The organism is Micromonospora sp. NPDC048830, from assembly GCF_043198215.1.
Taxonomy (GTDB): Bacteria; Actinomycetota; Actinomycetes; order Mycobacteriales; family Micromonosporaceae; genus Micromonospora.
In genome coordinates, this window is record NZ_JBICUP010000001.1 from 47,876 (window position 1) to 66,686 (window position 18,811).

Annotated in this window: 16 protein-coding genes; 12 read left to right on the forward strand and 4 right to left on the reverse strand. The window is 71.0% G+C overall.

What is annotated here, in order from left to right; translation table 11 throughout:
- The first annotated feature begins 5 nt into the window (after positions 1-5).
- From ACGFIZ_RS00230 to ACGFIZ_RS00240, 3 genes are read left to right on the forward strand one after another with little or no spacing between them, the layout of a single operon-like run.
- Positions 6-737, forward strand: a complete 732-nt coding sequence (locus ACGFIZ_RS00230; RefSeq protein WP_393413822.1) for a sugar phosphate nucleotidyltransferase — start codon at positions 6-8, stop codon at positions 735-737.
- Complete coding sequence (locus ACGFIZ_RS00235) at positions 725-1,792, forward strand: iron-containing alcohol dehydrogenase family protein (protein ID WP_393413825.1); 1,068 nt, start codon at positions 725-727, stop codon at positions 1,790-1,792. The genes ACGFIZ_RS00230 and ACGFIZ_RS00235 overlap by 13 nt, the downstream gene beginning before the upstream one ends.
- A complete protein-coding gene (locus ACGFIZ_RS00240; protein ID WP_393413828.1) occupies positions 1,767-2,492 on the forward strand; it encodes a CDP-alcohol phosphatidyltransferase family protein in 726 nt (241 codons plus the stop codon). Before ACGFIZ_RS00235 ends, ACGFIZ_RS00240 begins: the two co-directional genes overlap by 26 nt.
- A gap of 154 nt (positions 2,493-2,646) precedes the next feature.
- Here ACGFIZ_RS00240 and ACGFIZ_RS00245 read toward each other — a convergent pair whose 3' ends face one another.
- Positions 2,647-3,837, reverse strand: a complete 1,191-nt coding sequence (locus ACGFIZ_RS00245; protein WP_393413831.1) for a glycosyltransferase family 4 protein — start codon at positions 3,835-3,837, stop codon at positions 2,647-2,649.
- A gap of 24 nt (positions 3,838-3,861) precedes the next feature.
- Between ACGFIZ_RS00245 and ACGFIZ_RS00250 the strand changes: the two genes are divergently transcribed.
- Both ACGFIZ_RS00250 and ACGFIZ_RS00255 read left to right on the forward strand, forming a co-directional pair.
- Positions 3,862-4,722, forward strand: coding sequence for an Fpg/Nei family DNA glycosylase (locus tag ACGFIZ_RS00250; RefSeq protein ID WP_393413834.1), 861 nt, complete (start codon positions 3,862-3,864; stop codon positions 4,720-4,722).
- A gap of 262 nt (positions 4,723-4,984) precedes the next feature.
- Positions 4,985-6,550 carry a sugar transferase gene (locus ACGFIZ_RS00255; protein ID WP_347667401.1) on the forward strand — a complete coding sequence of 522 codons (1,566 nt, stop codon included), beginning with the start codon at positions 4,985-4,987 and terminating at the stop codon, positions 6,548-6,550.
- A gap of 127 nt (positions 6,551-6,677) precedes the next feature.
- On the opposite strand, the gene ACGFIZ_RS00260 is transcribed toward ACGFIZ_RS00255, so the two are convergent.
- From ACGFIZ_RS00260 to ACGFIZ_RS00270, 3 genes are all read right to left on the reverse strand, one after another.
- Positions 6,678-7,934, reverse strand: a complete 1,257-nt coding sequence (locus tag ACGFIZ_RS00260) for a nucleotide sugar dehydrogenase (protein WP_393413836.1) — start codon at positions 7,932-7,934, stop codon at positions 6,678-6,680.
- A 153-nt stretch (positions 7,935-8,087) separates the two neighbouring features.
- Positions 8,088-9,077: a glycoside hydrolase family 26 protein gene (locus ACGFIZ_RS00265; RefSeq protein ID WP_393413839.1), complete on the reverse strand. Its 990-nt coding sequence runs from the start codon at positions 9,075-9,077 to the stop codon at positions 8,088-8,090.
- Positions 8,974-10,494, reverse strand: coding sequence for a glycosyltransferase (locus ACGFIZ_RS00270; RefSeq protein WP_393413842.1), 1,521 nt, complete (start codon positions 10,492-10,494; stop codon positions 8,974-8,976). The genes ACGFIZ_RS00265 and ACGFIZ_RS00270 overlap by 104 nt, the downstream gene beginning before the upstream one ends.
- A gap of 342 nt (positions 10,495-10,836) precedes the next feature.
- Here ACGFIZ_RS00270 and ACGFIZ_RS00275 point away from each other — a divergent pair, with 342 nt between their 5' ends.
- From ACGFIZ_RS00275 to ACGFIZ_RS00305, 7 genes are all read left to right on the forward strand, one after another.
- Complete coding sequence (locus ACGFIZ_RS00275) at positions 10,837-12,060, forward strand: hypothetical protein (protein WP_393413845.1); 1,224 nt, start codon at positions 10,837-10,839, stop codon at positions 12,058-12,060.
- A gap of 112 nt (positions 12,061-12,172) precedes the next feature.
- Positions 12,173-12,535 (forward strand): hypothetical protein, encoded by a 363-nt coding sequence (locus ACGFIZ_RS00280; protein WP_393413848.1) that lies wholly within the window; start codon positions 12,173-12,175, stop codon positions 12,533-12,535.
- Positions 12,536-12,626: 91 nt separating this feature from the next.
- On the forward strand, positions 12,627-13,850 hold the full coding sequence (locus ACGFIZ_RS00285) for a sensor histidine kinase (RefSeq protein ID WP_393413851.1): 1,224 nt from the start codon (positions 12,627-12,629) through the stop codon (positions 13,848-13,850).
- Positions 13,847-14,614 (forward strand): LytTR family DNA-binding domain-containing protein, encoded by a 768-nt coding sequence (locus tag ACGFIZ_RS00290; RefSeq protein WP_347667316.1) that lies wholly within the window; start codon positions 13,847-13,849, stop codon positions 14,612-14,614. Before ACGFIZ_RS00285 ends, ACGFIZ_RS00290 begins: the two co-directional genes overlap by 4 nt.
- 144 nt (positions 14,615-14,758) lie before the next feature.
- Positions 14,759-15,436 (forward strand): response regulator transcription factor, encoded by a 678-nt coding sequence (locus ACGFIZ_RS00295; protein WP_393413855.1) that lies wholly within the window; start codon positions 14,759-14,761, stop codon positions 15,434-15,436.
- Positions 15,433-16,491, forward strand: a complete 1,059-nt coding sequence (locus ACGFIZ_RS00300; protein ID WP_393413858.1) for an ATP-binding protein — start codon at positions 15,433-15,435, stop codon at positions 16,489-16,491. The genes ACGFIZ_RS00295 and ACGFIZ_RS00300 overlap by 4 nt, the downstream gene beginning before the upstream one ends.
- Before the next feature lie 367 nt (positions 16,492-16,858).
- On the forward strand, positions 16,859-18,640 hold the full coding sequence (locus ACGFIZ_RS00305) for a DUF4153 domain-containing protein (protein WP_393413861.1): 1,782 nt from the start codon (positions 16,859-16,861) through the stop codon (positions 18,638-18,640).
- The last annotated feature ends 171 nt before the right edge of the window (positions 18,641-18,811 follow it).

Below are 18,811 nucleotides of genomic sequence, written 5' to 3' on the forward strand. Positions count from 1 at the left end.
GCCGCATGATCGGGATGGTGCTCGCGGCCGGAGCGGGACGCCGGCTGCGCCCGTACACCGACACACTGCCGAAGGCGCTGGTGCCGGTGGACGGCGAGACCACCATCCTCGACATCGCGCTGCACAACCTCGCCGAGGTGGGGCTGACCGAGGTCGTGGTCGTCGTCGGATACGCCGCCGAGGCGGTCCGCGAGCGCCAGGCCGCGTTGGAGAAGCGCCACGGCGTACGGATCACCCTCGTGCACAACGACCGGGCCGAGGAGTGGAACAACGCGTACTCGCTCTGGCTGGCCCGCGAGTACTTCGCCCGGGGCGTGCTGCTGGTCAACGGCGACACCGTGCACCCGGTGAGCGTGGAGAAGACGCTGCTGGCCGAGCGCGGCCCGGCCATCCTGCTCGCCGTCGACACGATCAAGGTGCTGGCCGAGGAGGAGATGAAGACCACCTTCGACGCCGCCGGCCAGCTCACCCGGATCACCAAGTTGATGGACCCGGCCGAGGCGTACGGGGAGTACATCGGCGCCACGCTGATCGAGCCGCAGGCGGCCGAGGCGCTCGCCGACGCGCTGGAGGCAACCTGGCGCCGCGACCCGAACCTCTACTACGAGGACGGCTACCAGGAGTTCGCCGACCGGGGCGGGGAGGTGCGGGCGGCACCCATCGGGGACGTGTCGTGGGTCGAGGTCGACAACCACGCCGACCTGGCCCGCGCCCGGGAGATCGCGTGCCGCTACTAGCCCGGACGGTCCTCACCCCGCTGCACATCGACGTACGGCGGGGCGCGGTGGCCGACCTCGCCGCGATCCTCGCCGACGGGCGGATCTCCGCCGGGGGCGACGTGGCGGTGGTGGTCGGCCCGGGGCAGGGCGAGCAGATCGCCGAGCTGCTCCGCCCGTCGCTGCGCTCGGCGGACGTGTTCACCGTGGCCGGGGGCACCCTCGACGCCGCCGACGACCTGGGCGCCAAGCTGCGCGACCGGTCGTACGACGCGGTGGTCGGCATCGGCGGCGGCAAGACCATCGACGTGGCGAAGTACGCCGCCACCCGGCGCGGCCTGCCCATGGTCTCCGTGGCGACCAGCCTGGCCAACGACGGCATCGCGTCCCCGGTGGCCAGCCTGATCACCGACGGGATCAAGGGCTCGTACGGGGTGCACATCCCGATCGCGGTGATCGTGGACCTGGACTTCGTGGAGGCCGGCCCGGAACGGCACAACCGGGCCGGGATCGGCGACGTGATCAGCAACATCAGCGCGCTGGCCGACTGGGAGCTGGCCCGGCGGGTCCGCGGCGAGCCGGTCGACGGGCTGGCCGCCTCGCTGGCCCGGATGGGCGCCGAGGCGGTGCTCGCCCACCAGGGCGACATGGGCGACGACGGGTTCGTCACGGTGCTGGCCGAGGCGTTGGTCTCCAGCGGCCTGGCGATGGCCGTCTGCGGCACCAGCCGCCCGTCCAGCGGCGGCTGCCACGAGATCATGCACGCCGTGGACGCGCTCTACCCGGGCACCGCCTCGCACGGTGAGCTGGCCGGGTTGGGGGCGCTCTTCTGCACCTTCCTGCGCGGCGACCAGCGACGGTTCGCCGAGATGTCGGCCTGCCTGGCCCGGCACGGCCTGCCCCGGCTGCCCGCCGACGTGGGACTGACCGACGAGCAGTTCATCGAGGCGGTTCAGTACGCGCCGCGTACCCGGCCGGACCGCTACACCATCCTCGAACACCTCGCGATGTCGCCTTCCGAGACACGGGGACGGCTGGCAGACTACGCCGGTGCACTCCGCGACCACCTTGGCTGAGCCGTCCCGCCCCTCCGTCGCCGACTTCCACCGGGTCAACCGGGGCGGCGGCCTGTTCAGTGAGTCGATCAGCCAGTGGCTGGGGGCCGTGTTCGCGCTGGTCGCCCAGCGGCTCGGGCTGCGCCCCACCGCCCTGACGATGACCAACCTCGTGCTCGGCCTGGCCACGTCGCTGACCGTGGTGGCCCTCGCCGGACCGGTCGCCGCGGGGGACGTGCCGGCGTGGGTGGTCGGGCTGACCGCGCTGGTCGGCTGGCAGGTCGCGTACTCCCTGGACTGCGCCGACGGGCAGCTCGCCCGGGTGACCGGGCAGGGCAACCCGGCCGGCGCCCGGGTGGACGTGCTCTGCGACGTGGCCGCCCAGATCGCCCTGGTGGCCGCGCTGGCCGCCACGACCGTGGCCCAGCGCCCGTCGACCCCGACCTGGCTGGTCGCGGTCTTCGCCGGCACGTGGATGGTCAACCTGGTGACCTCGGTGATGCAGGCCGGCCCGAACGCGGCCAGCATGGTCACCTCGACCAGCCTGCCGGTCCGACTGGTCAAGCTGGTCCGCGACTACGGCGCGGTGATCTTCGGCGCCGCCCTGGTGCTGATGCTCGCGCCCGCCCTCACCTTCTGGGTGATCGTGGCGTTCACGGTCGTCAACGGCGGCTTCCTGCTGGCGAGCATCGCCTTCTCCGCCCGCGCCTCGCTCCGCTGACCCCGCCCTCCCGGGGGCCCTCGTCTCCGGGCCGACCCACCCCGCTCCGCGGGAAGGGGAGCAGTGGCGGTGGTGGCGAGGCAACGAGCGTAGGCCGCCGGTAGCGCCGGCCAGAACCGGAACGGCCCTACCCGTGCGGCGGGCTCGCGTCAGCTCAGCGTGCGGTCGGGCTGCCGCTGCCCACGACCCCGGCGTACACGTCGATGAGCTTGGCCGTGGTCACGTCAGGGTGGAACGTGCGCTCGTAGCGCTGGCGGGCGGCCACCGAGAGGCCGGCGGCGCCGGCGCGTGCCTCCGGCAGCGCTGCGGCCATGGCGGCCGGGTCCGGGGGTACCACCCAGCCGACCGGGCCGGCCGGGTCGTCCATGCCCACCAGGTACGGGATGCCGCCGAGGGCGGTGCCGAGCACCGGCCGGCCGCTCGCCAGCGCCTCGATGATCACGGTGGGCAGCACGTCGTGCCAGGTGGAGGCGGCCACGACCACGGCGCTGGCCTCGATCGCCGCGCGTACCCCGGCGCGGTCCAACGGCCCGAGGAAGGTCACGTCGGCGCGCTCCGCGGCGGCGGCCTCGGCCAGGGGCCGCAGCTCGCCGTCCCCGGCGATCCGCAGCGGGCCGAGCGCGCCGTCCGGGTGCCGCCGCCAGGCGTCCAGCAGCAGGCCGAGCCCCTTCTCGGGGGTGAGCCGGCCCATGAACAGGAAGCCGTCGCCGAGCGGCGCCGGGCGCCCCGGGTCCGGGATGCCGTTCGGCTTCACCACGATCCGGTCGGCGGGTACGCCGTAGTCGCGCAGGTGGTCGGCGACCGCCGAGGTGAGCGCGATGTACCGGTCGACCGAGTGCCAGGTGCCCCGGTGCACGGCCAGCGTGGTGGCCATGAGGGCGCTCTGCGCCCGGGACCCGCGGTAGCAGCGGTGCACGATCGCCGGCACGCCCAGCGCCCGGCCCCGGCAGTCCTGGCAGATCGTCCCGTCCCGGAAGTACAGGCCCGAGGAGCAGACCTGCCGGTAGTTGTGCACGGTCTGCACCACCGGCACGCCGTGCTTGTGCGCGGTCCGCACCACCCAGGGCGAGAGCAGCGGGTACGGGTTGTGCAGGTGCAGCACGTCCGGGCGGTGCTCGGTGATCAGCCGGCTCAGCTCCTGCTGGGCGCGCGGGGCGTAGATCGGGGAGAGTGGCAGCAGCGCCTTCGCCGTCTTCGGCAGGCTGGGGATCTCGTCGGAGCTGCGCAGGAACGGCAGCACCTCCACCCCGGCGGCGGTGAGCTGGGCGATCTCCGCGTCGACGATGGTGTTCTCGCCGGACGGCTGAGCCTCCCGGTACCGGTTGTGCGCCACCACAATCTTCACGGATGGAAAGGCTACCGTTGGCTGATGCCAGAGCTACCGGAGGTGGAAGCGCTCGCCGGCTACCTGCGTGAGCGCGCGGCGGGGCGGCGCGTCGACCGGATCGAGATCGCCGCGATCAGCGCCCTGAAGACGTACGACCCGGCGCCCGCCGCCGCGTCGGGCCGGACGGTGACCGACGCCCGGCGGCACGGCAAGTTCCTCGACGTGGTCCTCGACGGTGAGCTGCACCTCGTGGTGCACCTGGCCCGGGCCGGCTGGCTGCACTACCGGGAGTCGTTCCCGTCCGCCGCCCCGCTTCGTCCCGGCAAGGGGCCGATCGCCCTGCGGGTCCGACTCGACGACGGCTCGGGCTTCGACCTGACCGAGGCGGGCACCCAGAAGAAACTGGCCGCGTACCTGGTCACCGACCCGGCGCAGGTGCCCGGGGTGGCCAAGCTCGGGCCGGACGCGCTCGCCGCCGACCTGCCCACCTTCGCCGAGCGGATCCGCAGCCGGCGGGGCCAGGTCAAGGGCGTGCTGACCGACCAGGCGGTGCTCGCCGGGGTGGGCAACGCGTACTCGGACGAGATCCTGCACGCGGCGAGGCTGTCGCCGTTCGCGCTCACGGACCGGCTGACCGACGCGCAGTTGGCCGCACTGCACGAGGCGACCCGGCGGGTGCTCGGGGACGCGGTGGCCCGGTCGCTCGGGCAGAAGGCGGCCGAACTGAAGGGCGAGAAGCGCTCCGGCCTGACCGTGCACGCCCGGGCCGGGCTGCCCTGTCCGGTCTGCGGGGACACCGTACGCGAGGTGTCGTTCGCCGACTCCAGCCTCCAGTACTGCCCCACCTGCCAGACCGGCGGCAAGCCCCTGGCTGACCGACGGTTATCCAGACTAGTACGGTGAGTAACGCCACTCGGGGGTTACGGCGCGGAATGACCGTTCGCGCGCCGATCCTCCCGGTCGGCGCCTCTACCCGGACCCTCATCCATCGGTATAGTGGCTCGGTCCCCGGCTTTCGCACCTGAGGTGGAGCCGGCCGGATCCCTGCGGCCACACCGGCCCGCGTCCCTCGGGTCGACGTCCGGTGCGGGCTCCGCGTGGGAAACTGAACGGTGGGCGACCCGGGCCCTCACTGCGAGTGAGGGCGCGCGTCATGCGGGAGGACATGGGTGAGGTGACGACAAGCCTCCAGCGCCCGGTAACCAACACAGGCCGGAGCAAACTCGTGCGGCACGTCGACAGCTTCGAGATCCAGCCGCCGACACCGCCGTCACACAACGGCGTACCCCGGTCGGCCTGGGCTCGTGCCCGCCGGCGCGTCTCCCGCTGGCACCGCCCCTACACCGCGGTCCTGCTGCTGCTCGACTTCGGCGCGGCGGCGTTGGCCAGCTTCCTGGCGATCCAGATCTTCGAGCAGGCCGCCGCGGGTTTCAGCAGCTCACACGAGTCGTGGTTCTACACGGTGGCGTTCGCGCTGCTCCCGCTCGGCTGGCTGATCATCCTGTGGGGCAACCGGGCGTACGACCGGCGGTACCTCGGCCTCGGCCCCGACGAGTTCAAGCGGGTGATCCGGGGCGGGGTGGCCGTCGCCGCCACCGTCTCCTTCCTCGCGTTCGCCCTCAAAGCCGACCTCTCCCGGTGGACGGTCGGCTTCGCCCTGCTCGGCGCGCTGCTGCTGATCCTGCTCGGCCGGCTGCTGGCGCGACTGACGCTGCACCTGATCCGCCGCCGGGCCGGCCACGCCGGCCACCGGATGGTCCTCGTGGGCACCCTGCCGGAGTGCCTGGAGGTCTACGCGGCGGTCACCCGCAACCCGACCGCCGGGCTGGTGCCCGTGGCCATCCACATCACCGACGGGTACGCGGCGGCGCGCGGCATCCAGACCCCCGTTCCCGTGTACGCGGGCCGGGACGTGCTCGCGCTCGTCCGCGAGGTCGGCGGCGACACGATCGCGGTCTGCGGCTCGGCCAGCGCCGAGCCGGGCGAGCTGCGCCGACTGGCCTGGCAGCTCGAGGGCTCCGGCGTCGACCTGGTGGTCGCCCCGCAGCTCACGGACATCGCCGGCCCCCGGGTGCACATCCGCCCGATCGAGGGCCTGCCGCTGCTGCACGTCGAGGAGCCGACCCTGTCGGGTCCGGCGCTGCTGGCCAAGAACCTGATGGACCGGATCGCCGCCGGCCTCGGCCTGGTGCTGCTGATCCCGGTGTTCCTGGCGATCGCGATCGCGATCCGGCTCTCCGACCGCGGCCCGGTCTTCTTCCGCCAGCCGCGCGTCGGTCACGAGGGGCGCACGTTCCGGGTGTGGAAGTTCCGCACCATGTACGTCGACGCGGAGGAGCGGCTGGCCAGCCTGGTCGACCAGAACGAGACCGACGGCATGCTGTTCAAGATGAAGCAGGACCCGCGGGTGTTCCCGGTGGGCCGCTTCCTGCGGGCCTCGTCGCTGGACGAGCTGCCCCAGCTGATCAACGTGCTCAAGGGCGAGATGTCGCTGGTCGGGCCGCGCCCGCTGCCGGCCGACGACGGCGACTTCCTCGGCGACGTGCGCCGCCGCCTGCTGGTCCGGCCCGGCATGACCGGCCTGTGGCAGGTCTCCGGCCGCTCCGACCTGTCCTGGGACGAGGCGGTCCGGCTGGACCTCTACTACGTCGACAACTGGTCGCTCGCGTACGACCTGAGCATCCTGTGGCGCACGGTGGGCGTGGTGCTGGCGCGCAAGGGCGCGTACTAGCGTCCTCGGGTCTGGCCGGATCTTGCTGAACAAGGGCCGGTCCTGGCCTCTGACGGCTCGGGTGGCCGCTGTGAAGACAGCGGCCACCCGATCGCGCGTCAGGTCAGGTGTGCATCACACCGGTCGGCTACAGGCGGATCGCGTCGTCCGTGCGCGTGACGCCGCGGGTGTCGAAGAAGCGCTTCGCTGTCGCGGCAAGCCGGTCAGCATCGTAGTTGCGATGGTTCTGGACGAGGATCACGAGGTCAGCCGACGCGACTGCGGATTCCAGATCGTCAACCCGCATGACTCCAACGCCCGGCCGCCATTCCTCAACGAACGGATCGTGGTAGCTGATCTTCGCACCGAGACTGTTCAGGTCACGAGCGAGCGGCACAGCCGGAGACTCCCGTTCATCTGCGATGTTCGCCTTGTACGTGACACCCAGCAGCAGGATGTTCGCGCCGGTTGTCGCCAATCCCGCTTCGTTGAGGATGTTCTGGGCCCGCCTGGCCACGTAGGCCGGCATCGTGGCGTTGATTTCCTGCGCGAGTTCGACAAACCGGAACGGATAGCCAAGTCGTACGCGCACGTTGTGGCTCAGGTAGTTCGGATCGATCGGAATGCAGTGACCGCCTACCCCCGGCCCAGGGTAGAATGCCTGGAATCCGAATGGCTTGCTCGACGCGGCGTGGATCACATCCCACAGGTCGATCCCGAGCCGGTGGCAGAACTTGGCCATCTCGTTGACGAGCGCAATGTTGACGTGCCGGTAGGTGTTTTCGAGCAACTTGGCCGTCTCGGCCTCTCTGGTGCCCTTGGTACGCACCACAGTGTCGATGAAACGCCCGTACAACGCCGCGGCGGCTTCTGTGCACGCCGGTGTGTGGCCGCCGACGACCTTGGGCGTGTTGCGGGGGCCGAAATCCTTGTTGCCCGGATCGATGCGTTCCGGCGAGAACGCCAGGTGGAAGTCCTTGCCGGCAATCAGGCCACCGGCCTCCAGGATGGGGCGCACCAGTTCGTCAGTGGTGCCGGGATACGTTGTTGATTCGAGGACGACGAGCATCCCGACCTGGAGATTGCGCGCGACGGCTTCCGTGGCCGACTGGACCGCACCGAGATCCGGTCCGCCCTCCTCGAACAGCGGTGTCGGTACGCAGATGATGGCCGCCTTGGCCGCGGCGATTTCGGACTCGTCCGACGTTGCGCGGAAACCGCTCTCCGTCATCTGGACGATGTCGTCGTCGGCAAGATCATCGACGTGGGATCGGCCGGCGTTGAGAGCCTCCACCAACTCCTTGTTCACGTCGAAGCCGATCACAGACATGCCCGCCAACGTCGCCTCGCGAGCCAGTGGTAGGCCCACGTATCCGAGCCCAAGTATGACTACGTCGACAGCCACGGTCGCTCCTTCTTGCTGGGTGAACTAGGCCCCGTGTGCCCAGCCGGGTCGAACAAGCTCAGGCGAGTACGCCCGAGCCGAACTTCGCGCCTGAATCCAACTACTACATCCAGAATCGCGAGGACGCTCTACGCGCGCCGCGACGCATCCGACCTAGCCGCCGGAAAGGCAGGTCAGGTACGGAACAACTGACTCCTTGAAGGTCTCCAGGTTCCGCGGGGTGTCATCGAAACGCCAGTCCGCAGTGGAATGCGGCGGCGGCGCCTGGGTCCAGATCAGTCCGATGACGTTCGGATGGGCGCGCATCCAGGGTCCCAGACTAGTCATCCACTGGGCCTTGTTGACCCCAGCCACACCGGTCTCGGCAAGAACGACCGGTTTGGAGTATCGATCAAGAAGCTTCATGGTGGCATCGAACGTCTGGCTCGCCGCGGACTCGAACCCGAAGGTGCGACTCCCAACCCCGTAACCGGTGAAGCCGACCAGATCGACCCAGCTGTCACCCGGCCAGAACTGATGGATGCTTTGCACCGCTGCGCCACGAAGGATGTTCGGAGCCCAGAGCCACAAAACGTTGGTCGCGCCCGCCTTACGGAACAGCGTCACCACATGCCGCCACGCCTTGACGTACTGGTCCGGCGTATTGCCGTTGACACCGGCCGCCCACGGTGACCAGTTCCCATTCATCTCAGGCGCGTAACGGATCACTACCAGGTCGCCATATTCGACAACGATGTCCGCAACGGCCCGCAGCTCTGAATCGCGTTTACCCGAGGCGACCGACGCGAGCGACCAGCGCTTCTGCTCGACGATCGAGCCCAGGTCCTTTGGCTGCACGGTCAGGAAGGGAACACCCGCGGCATCGGTCAGCCTGGACATCTCGAATGGGGCCCCGATGGAAGCGTAGACGCCTCGCCACACCGGCCGACATCCAGTCTCTTTCGCAATCAGATCAGAATCTTCTGTAGCTACCTTGTCCGACGTGACACCGAAGACGGGCTTGTCCGCCCGAAGCATGGAGACGTTGGCATGGATCGGACTAGCGCGTAAAGCCGGATCGGTCGCGCTCGCCGCGGACTGCCGGCCCTGGAAAGAAGATGACGGTTTCATCGCGCATCCAGCCAGTAGCAGCAGCGGCAGCACCAGCAAGTACCTTTTCATGATCACCTCCGATCGCCACCTCGATCTGCTGACGGGTGCCCCACTTGAAGCTCATGCAGGAGGCGATGGCCCAGAGCCGCCACACTCGCAACACCGACCACTGCCACAGGGTCGCAACCGGAGCAAGGAACAGGAACCAACCCAGTTGTGCCGGCCTCGTTTGATCGGACCGTCGCACCGTGAAGATCCGCAACAGTTGGACGTACCCGAACACGATAAGCATTCCGAGCGCCAGCAAAAGCATCTTTGCGTCCGCTACCAGCGCGTCAGTTCCCGCCCCGCGCAACCAGGCGACGGCATCGGCCACCGGCTTCACCAGGACGAGCGAGAACACGACGATGGTGGAGGCGATGGCCTGCACCCACTTCAGTGCGTGCAGCCAGTACGCGATCCGGTGCACGGGCAGGTACTTGAAACGCCAGAAGGATCGGATGAACGATCCGCGCAACCAACGCATGAACTGCCGGCGGTGGTTGGAGAGGCGCTCCGGCATGATGCAAAACGCGAAGGCGTTTGCCTGCTGGACGGTCTTGCCCCGGAGCAACGCCTGCAGCGTCAAGTAGGAGTCGTCGGAGAACTCGACGCGACGTCCGAAGAACTCCTCATTCGCGTAACCATGGCGGCACTCGTCGATCACCCGCGCGCGGTACAGCGAGATCCCGCCCGAGTTGACGAGCACCGAGCCCAGCGCCGACGTCGCGGACCTGTCGGTCAACTGCGACGCCGTGCAGATCAGATCCACCGCCCGGGCGATCGGTCCCTTCAGGTTGTAGGTGAGGAACACGCCCGCGACCGACATGACCTTGGGATCGGCTAGCGGCTTGATCAAGTTCTCAAGCGCGTCCGGCGCGAGCACAGAGTCGGAATCGATCGTCAGGTACGCGTCGGCCCAGCCGGCGAAGCGTAGAGACGCGGCGACGTGAGTGGCCCGCTTGCCCCGATTCCGGTCGCGCACCCACACGAGCGGAAGTCCCACCTTGTTCGCGGCTTCGATTGCCCACAGCTCAGTGGGCAGGTAGTCCACCTTGTTCGATCCGTCATCGCGAACAAAGATCGCGTCCGGAAGGCGGGTCTGCCCGAGAAGACCGCGGATAGTGGCGATTACCGCATCGACGTCCTCGTTGTAGAGCGGGACGACTGCCACCACCTTCATCTTTGCCAACGCGGCAGCTTGCCTGGGCTTAACCTGTCTGGGGCGATCGAAGGTCGCAAGAACGACCTGCAGAAAGAACATGAGGTAGGCGAACGCGTAAACTACCTCAAACGCGGACACAGTGTCGACGTCCTCGAACCGGGTCACATGGTGGAAGAGCCACAGCGACGCGACACCGAGCATGAGGATCACTGCGGGCAGGGCTCGCCCGGGCGTCCATCGAGCGGTCTTGGCGGCCTTCGTCACGGCCTCATCCCGCGCCTCCAGAAGAGGCGCACGCCCAACGCGAAGGTCGTCACCACGCCGACTGCAGCGAAAAGGATCTCGAACAAGCCAAGGTGGGAAGGCACGCGAACTCAGCTCTCATCAGGGACGGCCGCTCGCGACGGCCCACGACATGCTACAGCCGGACGGCATGTCGCACCGCCCCCGTTCTCTGGAGTGACAAAATTCTCCAGCACCGCGGGCATATTCGGTGTTTTCATCCTTGTTGCTGCACCTCGGAGTCCCCTCCCGGGGCTGGCGTACCAGCAGGTACTCAGATCGCTGGCGTACTCCGCGCCGCGCTCTTACGCTACGGTGTGCGCCATGACCTACGACTACGGCGAGGGCGCACCCCCACGTGATCGGGGTCAGTTCCGGGATCGCCGGAACGATTCAGCCGACGTCGGCGCTTCCCCGCACAGCGACGGTCGGCCCCAGCCGCCCTCCTACGAGCCGCGCCGCCAATGGGCTGGCGAGGGCCAGCACGGCAGTCCCCCGTATGCCGCAGGTTACCGCGAGCCGCAGGCGCCGCAGTGGGACCAGGCAGCGCGGCCGGCCGGCTTCCAAGCGCCCCGCCAGCACCCAGCGTGGCCGAGTGACGTGGCTCAGCGGACCGGTCCGCATCGAAACGGCGAGCACGGCGTCCCCAACCAGAACGGCAACGCCAACCCGTACGGCATGGTCGGCGACCCGACGAAGTATGGCCGCCATCCGCGCCAGAGCAGCACTGCCGCGTACGGTGGCCAGTCCGGCGAACATGGCGCCGGCCCGAGGCGTGTGCCTGAGCAGTACGGAGCGCCCCGCCCCCAGTTCCAAGCGACCTTTCACGAGTCCGACAGGGCCGACGCGGGGCCGAAGGCCGGGCGTCGGTCCCGCAAGCCGCTCGTCTTCGCGGTCATCTTCGTGGTGCTGGTGATCGGCGGCGGCGCCGGCTGGTACTTCCTGCAGGGCTCAGCCAATCGACCTCTCACCGAGCAGGAGCGTAGGGTCGCGGACCAGCACGTCGACCCCGTCCCGCTGACCGCGGCCGAGGTTTTCGGCTCCGCGGCGATTCCCGGCGCCGAGGGCAAAGAGTCTTACAAGGTCCTCAAGACGCAGGTGTCCACCGAGTGCAAGGTGGCGGCCGGCGGTGCCATCGCGGAGCAACTGACGACGGCTGGCTGCACCCAGGTCGTACGGGCAACGATGATGTCGCTCGACGGCGAGCTGGTCATCACGGCTGGCATCTTCAACCTCGAAAGCCAGCAGAAGGCCGAGAAGGCGGCGGCCGCGATCAAGACTGCCGTCGATGCCCAGAAGGGCCGGTTCAGCGGCATGGTCGCGGGCGGCGCGTCGGACATGGTCAGTCGGGCCGCCGCGAACCTGGCATGGGACGTGCGCGGTCACTACCTGACGTACTGCCTCGTCGCGCACGCGAAGGGCAGCGCGATCGCGGCGGACGACCCCCGCACCGAATCGGTGCGACACGACCTGGTCGAGAGATACCTCGGCGACGTTGTCATTCACAAGCGCCAGACCGCCGCCGGTCCGACGGCGCCTCCGTCGTGACCGCATATTTGGGACATCCCGCTCGCCTTTCCCGGAAGTCTCGAAAATGGGTCAAACGGCGGTAGGGCGGAGGCCTTTCACCTGGTGATACCCCATATGAGATACTTCGGCCGTGCCCCTCAGAAAGACGCAACTGATCGCTGTACTCGGTAACGAGTTGTGGTGCTCGACCCTTTCCCCCAACGCGCCCTGGCTGAGTGCCGAGCTACGCGAACGGATGAAGCGGCCGCGCATCGGTGACATGGTGGTCGAGTTCTCTGCCGGGCAACGCGGCGACCCAGACGGCGTCGGATGGCTCCGCGGCATCGAATTCGCGGACGGCCGCGGGGGTGAGCACGTGAACATCGACGGCAGGCGCGTTGTCGACGCGTGGGTGATTGAGCCGATCGACAAGCCCGGGCAGACGATCCGATGGAGCAACGCGACATTCTTCGCCATACCGACACAGAGCGCGCGACAGTGGCTGGCTCAGTAGCGCTCCGTCCATAAACGTCACCCGGACCCGGCCGCGATCTTCCAACCCTTTCTACTGGCGGCAGGGGGCAGCCGCCGGTCAGGATCGCTGCGTGGCAGGCAACCTCTCCGCCGTCGTCGGCGTGCTCTCCCTCGGCACAGCGCTGGCCGCAGCCGTGTACGCGGTCGTCCGGCTGCGCGCCCGGCGGGGCATCGCCACGGCCACCCAGCGGGCCACGTACGAGGTGTTGCACACCGCCGGGCTGGCCGCCGATCCGCTGCGCGCCGGACTGACCGAGGCGGGCGCGACGAAGGCCGTACGCCACCTGCGGGCCCTGGTGGGGGCGGTCGGGCTGGCCCTGACGGACCGGGACCGGCTGCTCGCCCTCGACGGGCGCGGCGGGCACCACGGCGACCAGCTGCTCGCGGCGGCCCGGCGGGCGGCGACGGCCGGACGGTCGGCCGTGCTGGGGGAGTCGGAGCTGCACTGCGACCGCGTCGACTGCCCCGTCCGCGGGGCGGTGGTGGCCCCGCTGCGCGCCGACGGCCGGGTGGTCGGGGCGCTGGTCGCCGTCACGGACGGTCCCCCGGCCCCGGGGCTGGTGCAGGCCACCCTGGAGACCGCCCACTGGGCCGGCAACCAGCTCGCCCTGGCCGAGCTGGACCGCTCCCGCGAGCGGCTGGCCCGGGCGGAGGTACGCGCGCTGCGCGCCCAGATCAGCCCGCACTTCATCTACAACGCGCTGACGGCGATCGGCTCGTTCGTCCGCACCGACCCGGAGCGGGCCCGGGAGCTGATCCTGGAGTTCGCCGAGTTCACCCGGTACTCGTTCCGGGCGCACGGGGAGTTCACCACGCTGGCCGAGGAGCTGCGGTCGATCGACCGCTACCTGACCATCGAACGGGCCCGGTTCGGCGACCGGCTCCAGGTGCGGCTGCAGATCGCCCCGGAGGTGCTGCCGGTGACGCTGCCGTTCCTCTGCCTCCAGCCGCTGGTCGAGAACGCCGTCCGGCACGGGTTGTCACGCAAGCCCGGCACCGGCATGGTGAGCATCGAGGCCCGGGACGCGGGCGCGGAGTGCCACATCACGGTGGAGGACGACGGAGTGGGCATGGACCCGACGACGCTGACCGCCGGCATCGCCGAGCTGGCCGGCGCCGGCAGCGACCCGACCGACGACCCGGGCCAGCACGTCGGCCTCTCGAACGTCGACGAGCGGCTCCGCTCGGCGTTCGGGGACCGGTTCGGCCTGGTCGTCGAGACCGGGCTCGGCTCCGGTACGCGGGTGAGCCTGCGGGTGCCGAAGTTCCACCCCGGCGTACGGGCCGGTTCGTGACCGCGGCCCCGCCCGGTTTCCTCCGGGTGCTGGCGGTCGACGACGAGCCGCCCGCGCTGGACGAGCTGGCGTACCACCTGCGCGCCGACCCCCGGGTGGCCCGGCTGCACACGGCGGGGGACGCGACGGAGGCGCTGCGGGTGCTCCGCGACGGCGACATCGACGTGGTCTTCCTGGACATCCGGATGCCCGGGCTGGACGGCATGGAGCTGGCCCGGGTGCTGCGCCGGTTCGCCCGGCCCCCGGCGATCGTCTTCGTCACCGCGTACGACGACGGCGCGGTGGACGCCTTCGACCTGGGCGCCACGGACTACGTGCGCAAGCCGGTGCGGGCCGAGCGGCTGGCCGAGTCGCTGCGCCGGGTGATCGGCTCCCGGGTGGTGCCGACGCACCCGGCGGCGCTGGCCCGGGCGGAGGAGGACCCGACGATCCCGGTCGAGCTTGCCGGCACCACCCGGATGCTGCCGCGCTCGGCGGTGCGCTGGGTGGAGGCGCAGGGCGACTACGCCCGCCTGCACACCGCCGACGGCTCACACCTGGTCCGGGTGTCGCTGGCCACCCTGGCCGAGCGCTGGGCGGACGCCGGTTTCGTCCGCATCCACCGGTCGTACCTGGTGCAGCTGAAGCTGATCGCCGAGCTGCGGCTGGTCAACTCCGGGTACGTGGTGGTGGTCGACTCCACCGAGCTGCCGGTGAGCCGCCGGCACACCCGGGAGCTGAAGGACAAGCTGGTCCGCGCGGCGAAGCAGGACTGGAACCGCTGAGCCGTACTCGGCCGGTCAGTTCCGCGCGAACGCGGCTGCCCACAGCGTTGTCCACCGGGTTATCCACAGGTGTGGAGAGTTCTCCACAGGTTGTTCACAACGCGCCCCACCGATCTCCACGGCCGCTGCCTACAGTCACTTCCCATGAAGGAGCGCAGGGTGCTGGTGGTCGAGGACGAGCGGACGATCGCCGAATCGGTCGCCACCCGCCTGCGGGCCGAGGGCTTCGCCGTGGAGATCGCGGCGGACGGGCCCGCCGCCGTGGCCCGGTTCCGGGCGTGGCAGCCCGACCTCGTCGTCCTCGACGTGATGCTGCCCGGGTTCGACGGGCTGGAGGTGTGCCGGCGCGTCCAGGCCGACCGGCCGGTGCCCGTCCTCATGCTCACCGCCCGGGACGACGAGACGGACCTGCTGGTCGGGCTCGCCGTCGGCGCGGACGACTACCTCACCAAGCCGTTCTCGATGCGTGAGCTGGCCGCCCGGGTGCATGTGCTGCTGCGCCGGGTCGAGCGGGCAACCGTGGCCCCGCCCGCCGCGGTTACCCTCGGCGACGTGGAGATCAACCAGTCCGAGCGGCGGGTGTTGCGGGCCGGCGTCGAGGTGCACCTGACCCCGACCGAGTTCGACCTGCTGGTCCATTTCGCGGGCCGGCCGCGTACGGTGCTGGCCCGGGAGCGACTGCTCGCCGACGTGTGGGGCTGGGCCGACGGCTCCGGCACCCGTACGGTGGACAGCCACGTCAAGGCGCTGCGTCGCAAGCTGGGCGCCGACCTGATCCGCACGGTGCACGGCGTCGGCTACGCGCTGGAGGTGCAGCCGTGATCGAGCGCCAGGTCACGTGGCTGAACCGGGTGCTGCCGCGTCCCCTCGACCCGGTCCGCTCGATCAAGGCGAAGCTCGGCCTCCTGCTGGTCGCCTCGGGCGCGGCCGGGATGGGCTACTTCTGGTACGCCATCGGCTGGCTGCCGCCGATGACCTCCGCGACCGCGATCGGCGTGGCGCTGCTGACCTCGCAGGTGCTGGCGCACGGGATGACCTCGCCGCTGCGGGAGATGACGGCGGCGGCCGGGGCGATGGCCCGGGGCGACTACTCCCGGCGGGTGCGGGCCACCTCGCGGGACGAGGTGGGCGAGTTGGCCCAGGCGTTCAACAAGATGGCCGCCGACCTCGCCGCGGCCGACCAACGCCGGCGCGAGCTGATCGCGAACGTCTCGCACGAGCTGCGTACGCCCATCACCGCGTTGCAGGCCGTGCTGGAGAACCTGGTCGACGGCGTCGCCCCGACGGAGCCGGCCGCGCTGCGGGCCGCGCTGGCCCAGACCGAGCGGCTCGGCCACCTCGTCGCCGACCTGCTCGACCTGTCCCGGCTGGACGCCGGGGTGGTGCCGCTGCGCCGGGTGGCCATCGACCTCGACGACTTCCTTGAGGACGCGGTGAAGCAGGCGGCGGCGACCGCCACCGGGGTCGGGCGGGACGTCCGGTTCCGGCTCCGGCCCCTGCCGGCCCCACTCACGGTGTACGCCGACCCGTGGCGGCTGCACCAGGTCTTCGCCAACCTGCTGGACAACGCCGCGCGGCACAGCCCGGCCGGCGGGACGGTGCTGGTCAGCGCGGAGGAGCGGGCTGGCCAACTGCACTTCGAGGTGAACGACGAGGGCGAGGGCATCCCGGTCGCCGAGCGGTCCCGGGTGTTCGAGCGGTTCACCCGGGGCGACCGTTCCGGCGGTGGCGGGACCGGGCTGGGCCTGGCAATCGCGCGCTGGGTGGTCGAGCTGCACGGCGGGAGCATCGCCGTCCTCGACCCTCACCCGGGGGCCGACGGCTCCCACCCGGGCTGCCGCATCCAGGTCACCCTTCCCGTGACCACCCCGGCCTGACCGCCGTTCTTCCTCTTCCCTTCCTTCTTGAACCCATCGTGTCCGTCCGTGGACCGATCGTGTCCTTCCGTGGACCCATCGAGGAGTTGTCGTGCCCGAAAAAGGCGAAATGCCAGCAGAGTCAGGCTCGGAGAAGCCCACCACCGACAGCCCCTTTGCTCTGCACCCACCCATGCAACAGGCACGGGCGGTAACCGGTGCGCCGACGGGTGCAGAGCAAAGCGGGCCGAAAGACACGTCCCGCCAGGCGGCGGCGGACAAGGCGGGCGCGAGATCTTGGTGCGAAACGGCCCCTGGAGGGGCACCTTCGTACCAAGATTCGAGTTCGTCAACCGAGCTGCCCGCACGCCAGGCCGCGACCGGTGAGGTGCGAGGGGTTCCGGGCGGGCAGGCCCCGCCGGGGCTGCCGCCGCGCCAACCGTCCTTCTGGCAGCGTCGCTGGCCGGGTCCGACGGCAGCCGCCCGGCCCGTCGTGCTCGGCGCGGTGGCCGTCGCCGCCGCGGTGGCGGCGTCCGTCGTCCCGCTCGACCGCCCCGGCCTCGGCTGGCTGCTGGCCGCGCTAGCCGCCACCGCCGCCCTCGTCCCGGCAGCCCGCGCCTCCGCGTCGGCCAAGACCGGCGCCGGGCCCGCCGGAACCGCATCAACCAAGACCGACCAGGACAAGTCTTCGCCGGCCGGAACCGCCGCCACCCGAACCGTCCAGGACAAGGTCCCGCCAGTCGGCACCGCACCCACCCGCACCAGCCCCGACAAGGCCCCGCCGACCGACATCGCAGCCGTCACCACGGGCAGCACCGACAGCGCATCCACCACCAGGAGCAGCGCGGAGAACGGCGACATCCGGGTCGCGGTCCGTCCCGACGCCACGGGGGCGCCGGGCCGGACGGCGAGCCGGCTGGTCTGGGCCGCCGCCACGATCGCCCTGGTCTCCGTCGGGTACGTCCGGGCCGCCGGCTGGCTCTTCGTGCTCTGCCTGCTCGCCGCCCTGGTCACCGGTGCCCTCGCCGTCACGGGCGGCCGGACGCCGCTCGGCATGCTGGCGGCGGCCGTGCTCACCCCGGCCGCACCGTTCCGGGCGCTCCCGTGGGCGAAGCGCGGGCTGCCCCGCTCCGGGCCCGGCCCGTCGGCGCTCGGGCGCGGGCTGGCGACCGCCGCCGCCTCGGTGGGCCTGCTGGCCGTCTTCGGCCTGCTCCTCTCCTCGGCCGACGCGGTCTTCGCCGACCTGCTCGCCACCGCGCTGCCCGAGTTCTCCGCCGGCGGCACGGTCGGCTGGCTGTTCCGCTTCGGGCTGGTCGGCGGCGGCCTGCTCGGCGGGGCGTACCTGCTGGCCGCGCCGGCCGACCTGGACGGGCTGCGGGCGGCCCCGGCCCGGCCCGTCCGCCGGCTGGAGTGGGCGGTCCCGCTGGCCCTGCTGGACGCGCTCTTCGCCGCGTTCGTGCTGGTGCAGCTCACCGTGCTGTTCGGCGGCTCCGACCACGTGCTGCACACCGCCGGCCTCAGCTACGCGCAGTACGCCCGCAGCGGCTTCTGGCAGCTCCTCGCGGTCTCGGCACTCACCCTGCTCGTGCTGGCCGGGGCGGCCCGCTGGGCGCCCCGGTCCACCTGGGTGGACCGGCTGCTGATCCGGTTCCTGCTCGGTACGCTCACCGCGCTCAGCCTGGTCGTCGTTGCGTCGGCGCTGTACCGGATGCAGGTCTACGCCGACGCGTACGGGGCGACCCGGCTGCGGCTGGTCGTGGCGACCGCCGAACTGTGGCTCGGGGTGCTCTTCCTGCTGGTCGGGGCGGCGATCGTACGGTTGCGCGCCGGCTGGCTGCCCGGGCTGGTCGTGGGCACGGCGGTGCTCGCCCTGCTCGGTTTCGCGGCGGTGAACCCGGACCGGCTGATCGCCGAGCGCAACGTCGACCGGTACGAGCGGGTCACGCGGATCGACCCGGAATACCTGTCCCGGCTCTCCGCCGACGCCGTGCCGGCGCTGGACCGGCTCCCAGAGCCGATGCGCTCCTGCGTGCTGCGGGAGATCGCCGCCGAACTGCCGGACGACGGGTTCCGGACGGCCAACCGGGGCCGCGCCACCGCCCGCGACCTGCTCGCCCAGGAGCCCGTCGTGACGAGCACGCACGACTGCCCCGGCTTCCTCTACCGGTGACGCCGGCCCTTGACATTCCCGGCAATCCGGCAAGACTGCCGGGGTGGCCGCTCCCGACGACCCCGTACCGGCCCCCCGCACGCCGGCCCCGCCCGGAACGCCGGCCGACCCGCCACCGGCCCCACGCCGGGCGCCGGCCAACCCGCCACCGGCCCCGCGCCGGACGCCGGC

What these genes read in the sequence shown, in the direction of transcription:
- ACGFIZ_RS00230 (WP_393413822.1), top strand. Translation starts at nt 6, where the DNA reads ATGATCGGGATGGTGCTCGCGGCCGGAGCGGGACGCCGGCTGCGCCCG.
- ACGFIZ_RS00250 (WP_393413834.1), top strand. Translation starts at nt 3,862, where the DNA reads ATGCCAGAGCTACCGGAGGTGGAAGCGCTCGCCGGCTACCTGCGTGAG.
- ACGFIZ_RS00255 (WP_347667401.1), top strand. Translation starts at nt 4,985, where the DNA reads ATGGGTGAGGTGACGACAAGCCTCCAGCGCCCGGTAACCAACACAGGC.
- ACGFIZ_RS00275 (WP_393413845.1), top strand. Translation starts at nt 10,837, where the DNA reads ATGACCTACGACTACGGCGAGGGCGCACCCCCACGTGATCGGGGTCAG.
- ACGFIZ_RS00295 (WP_393413855.1), top strand. Translation starts at nt 14,759, where the DNA reads ATGAAGGAGCGCAGGGTGCTGGTGGTCGAGGACGAGCGGACGATCGCC.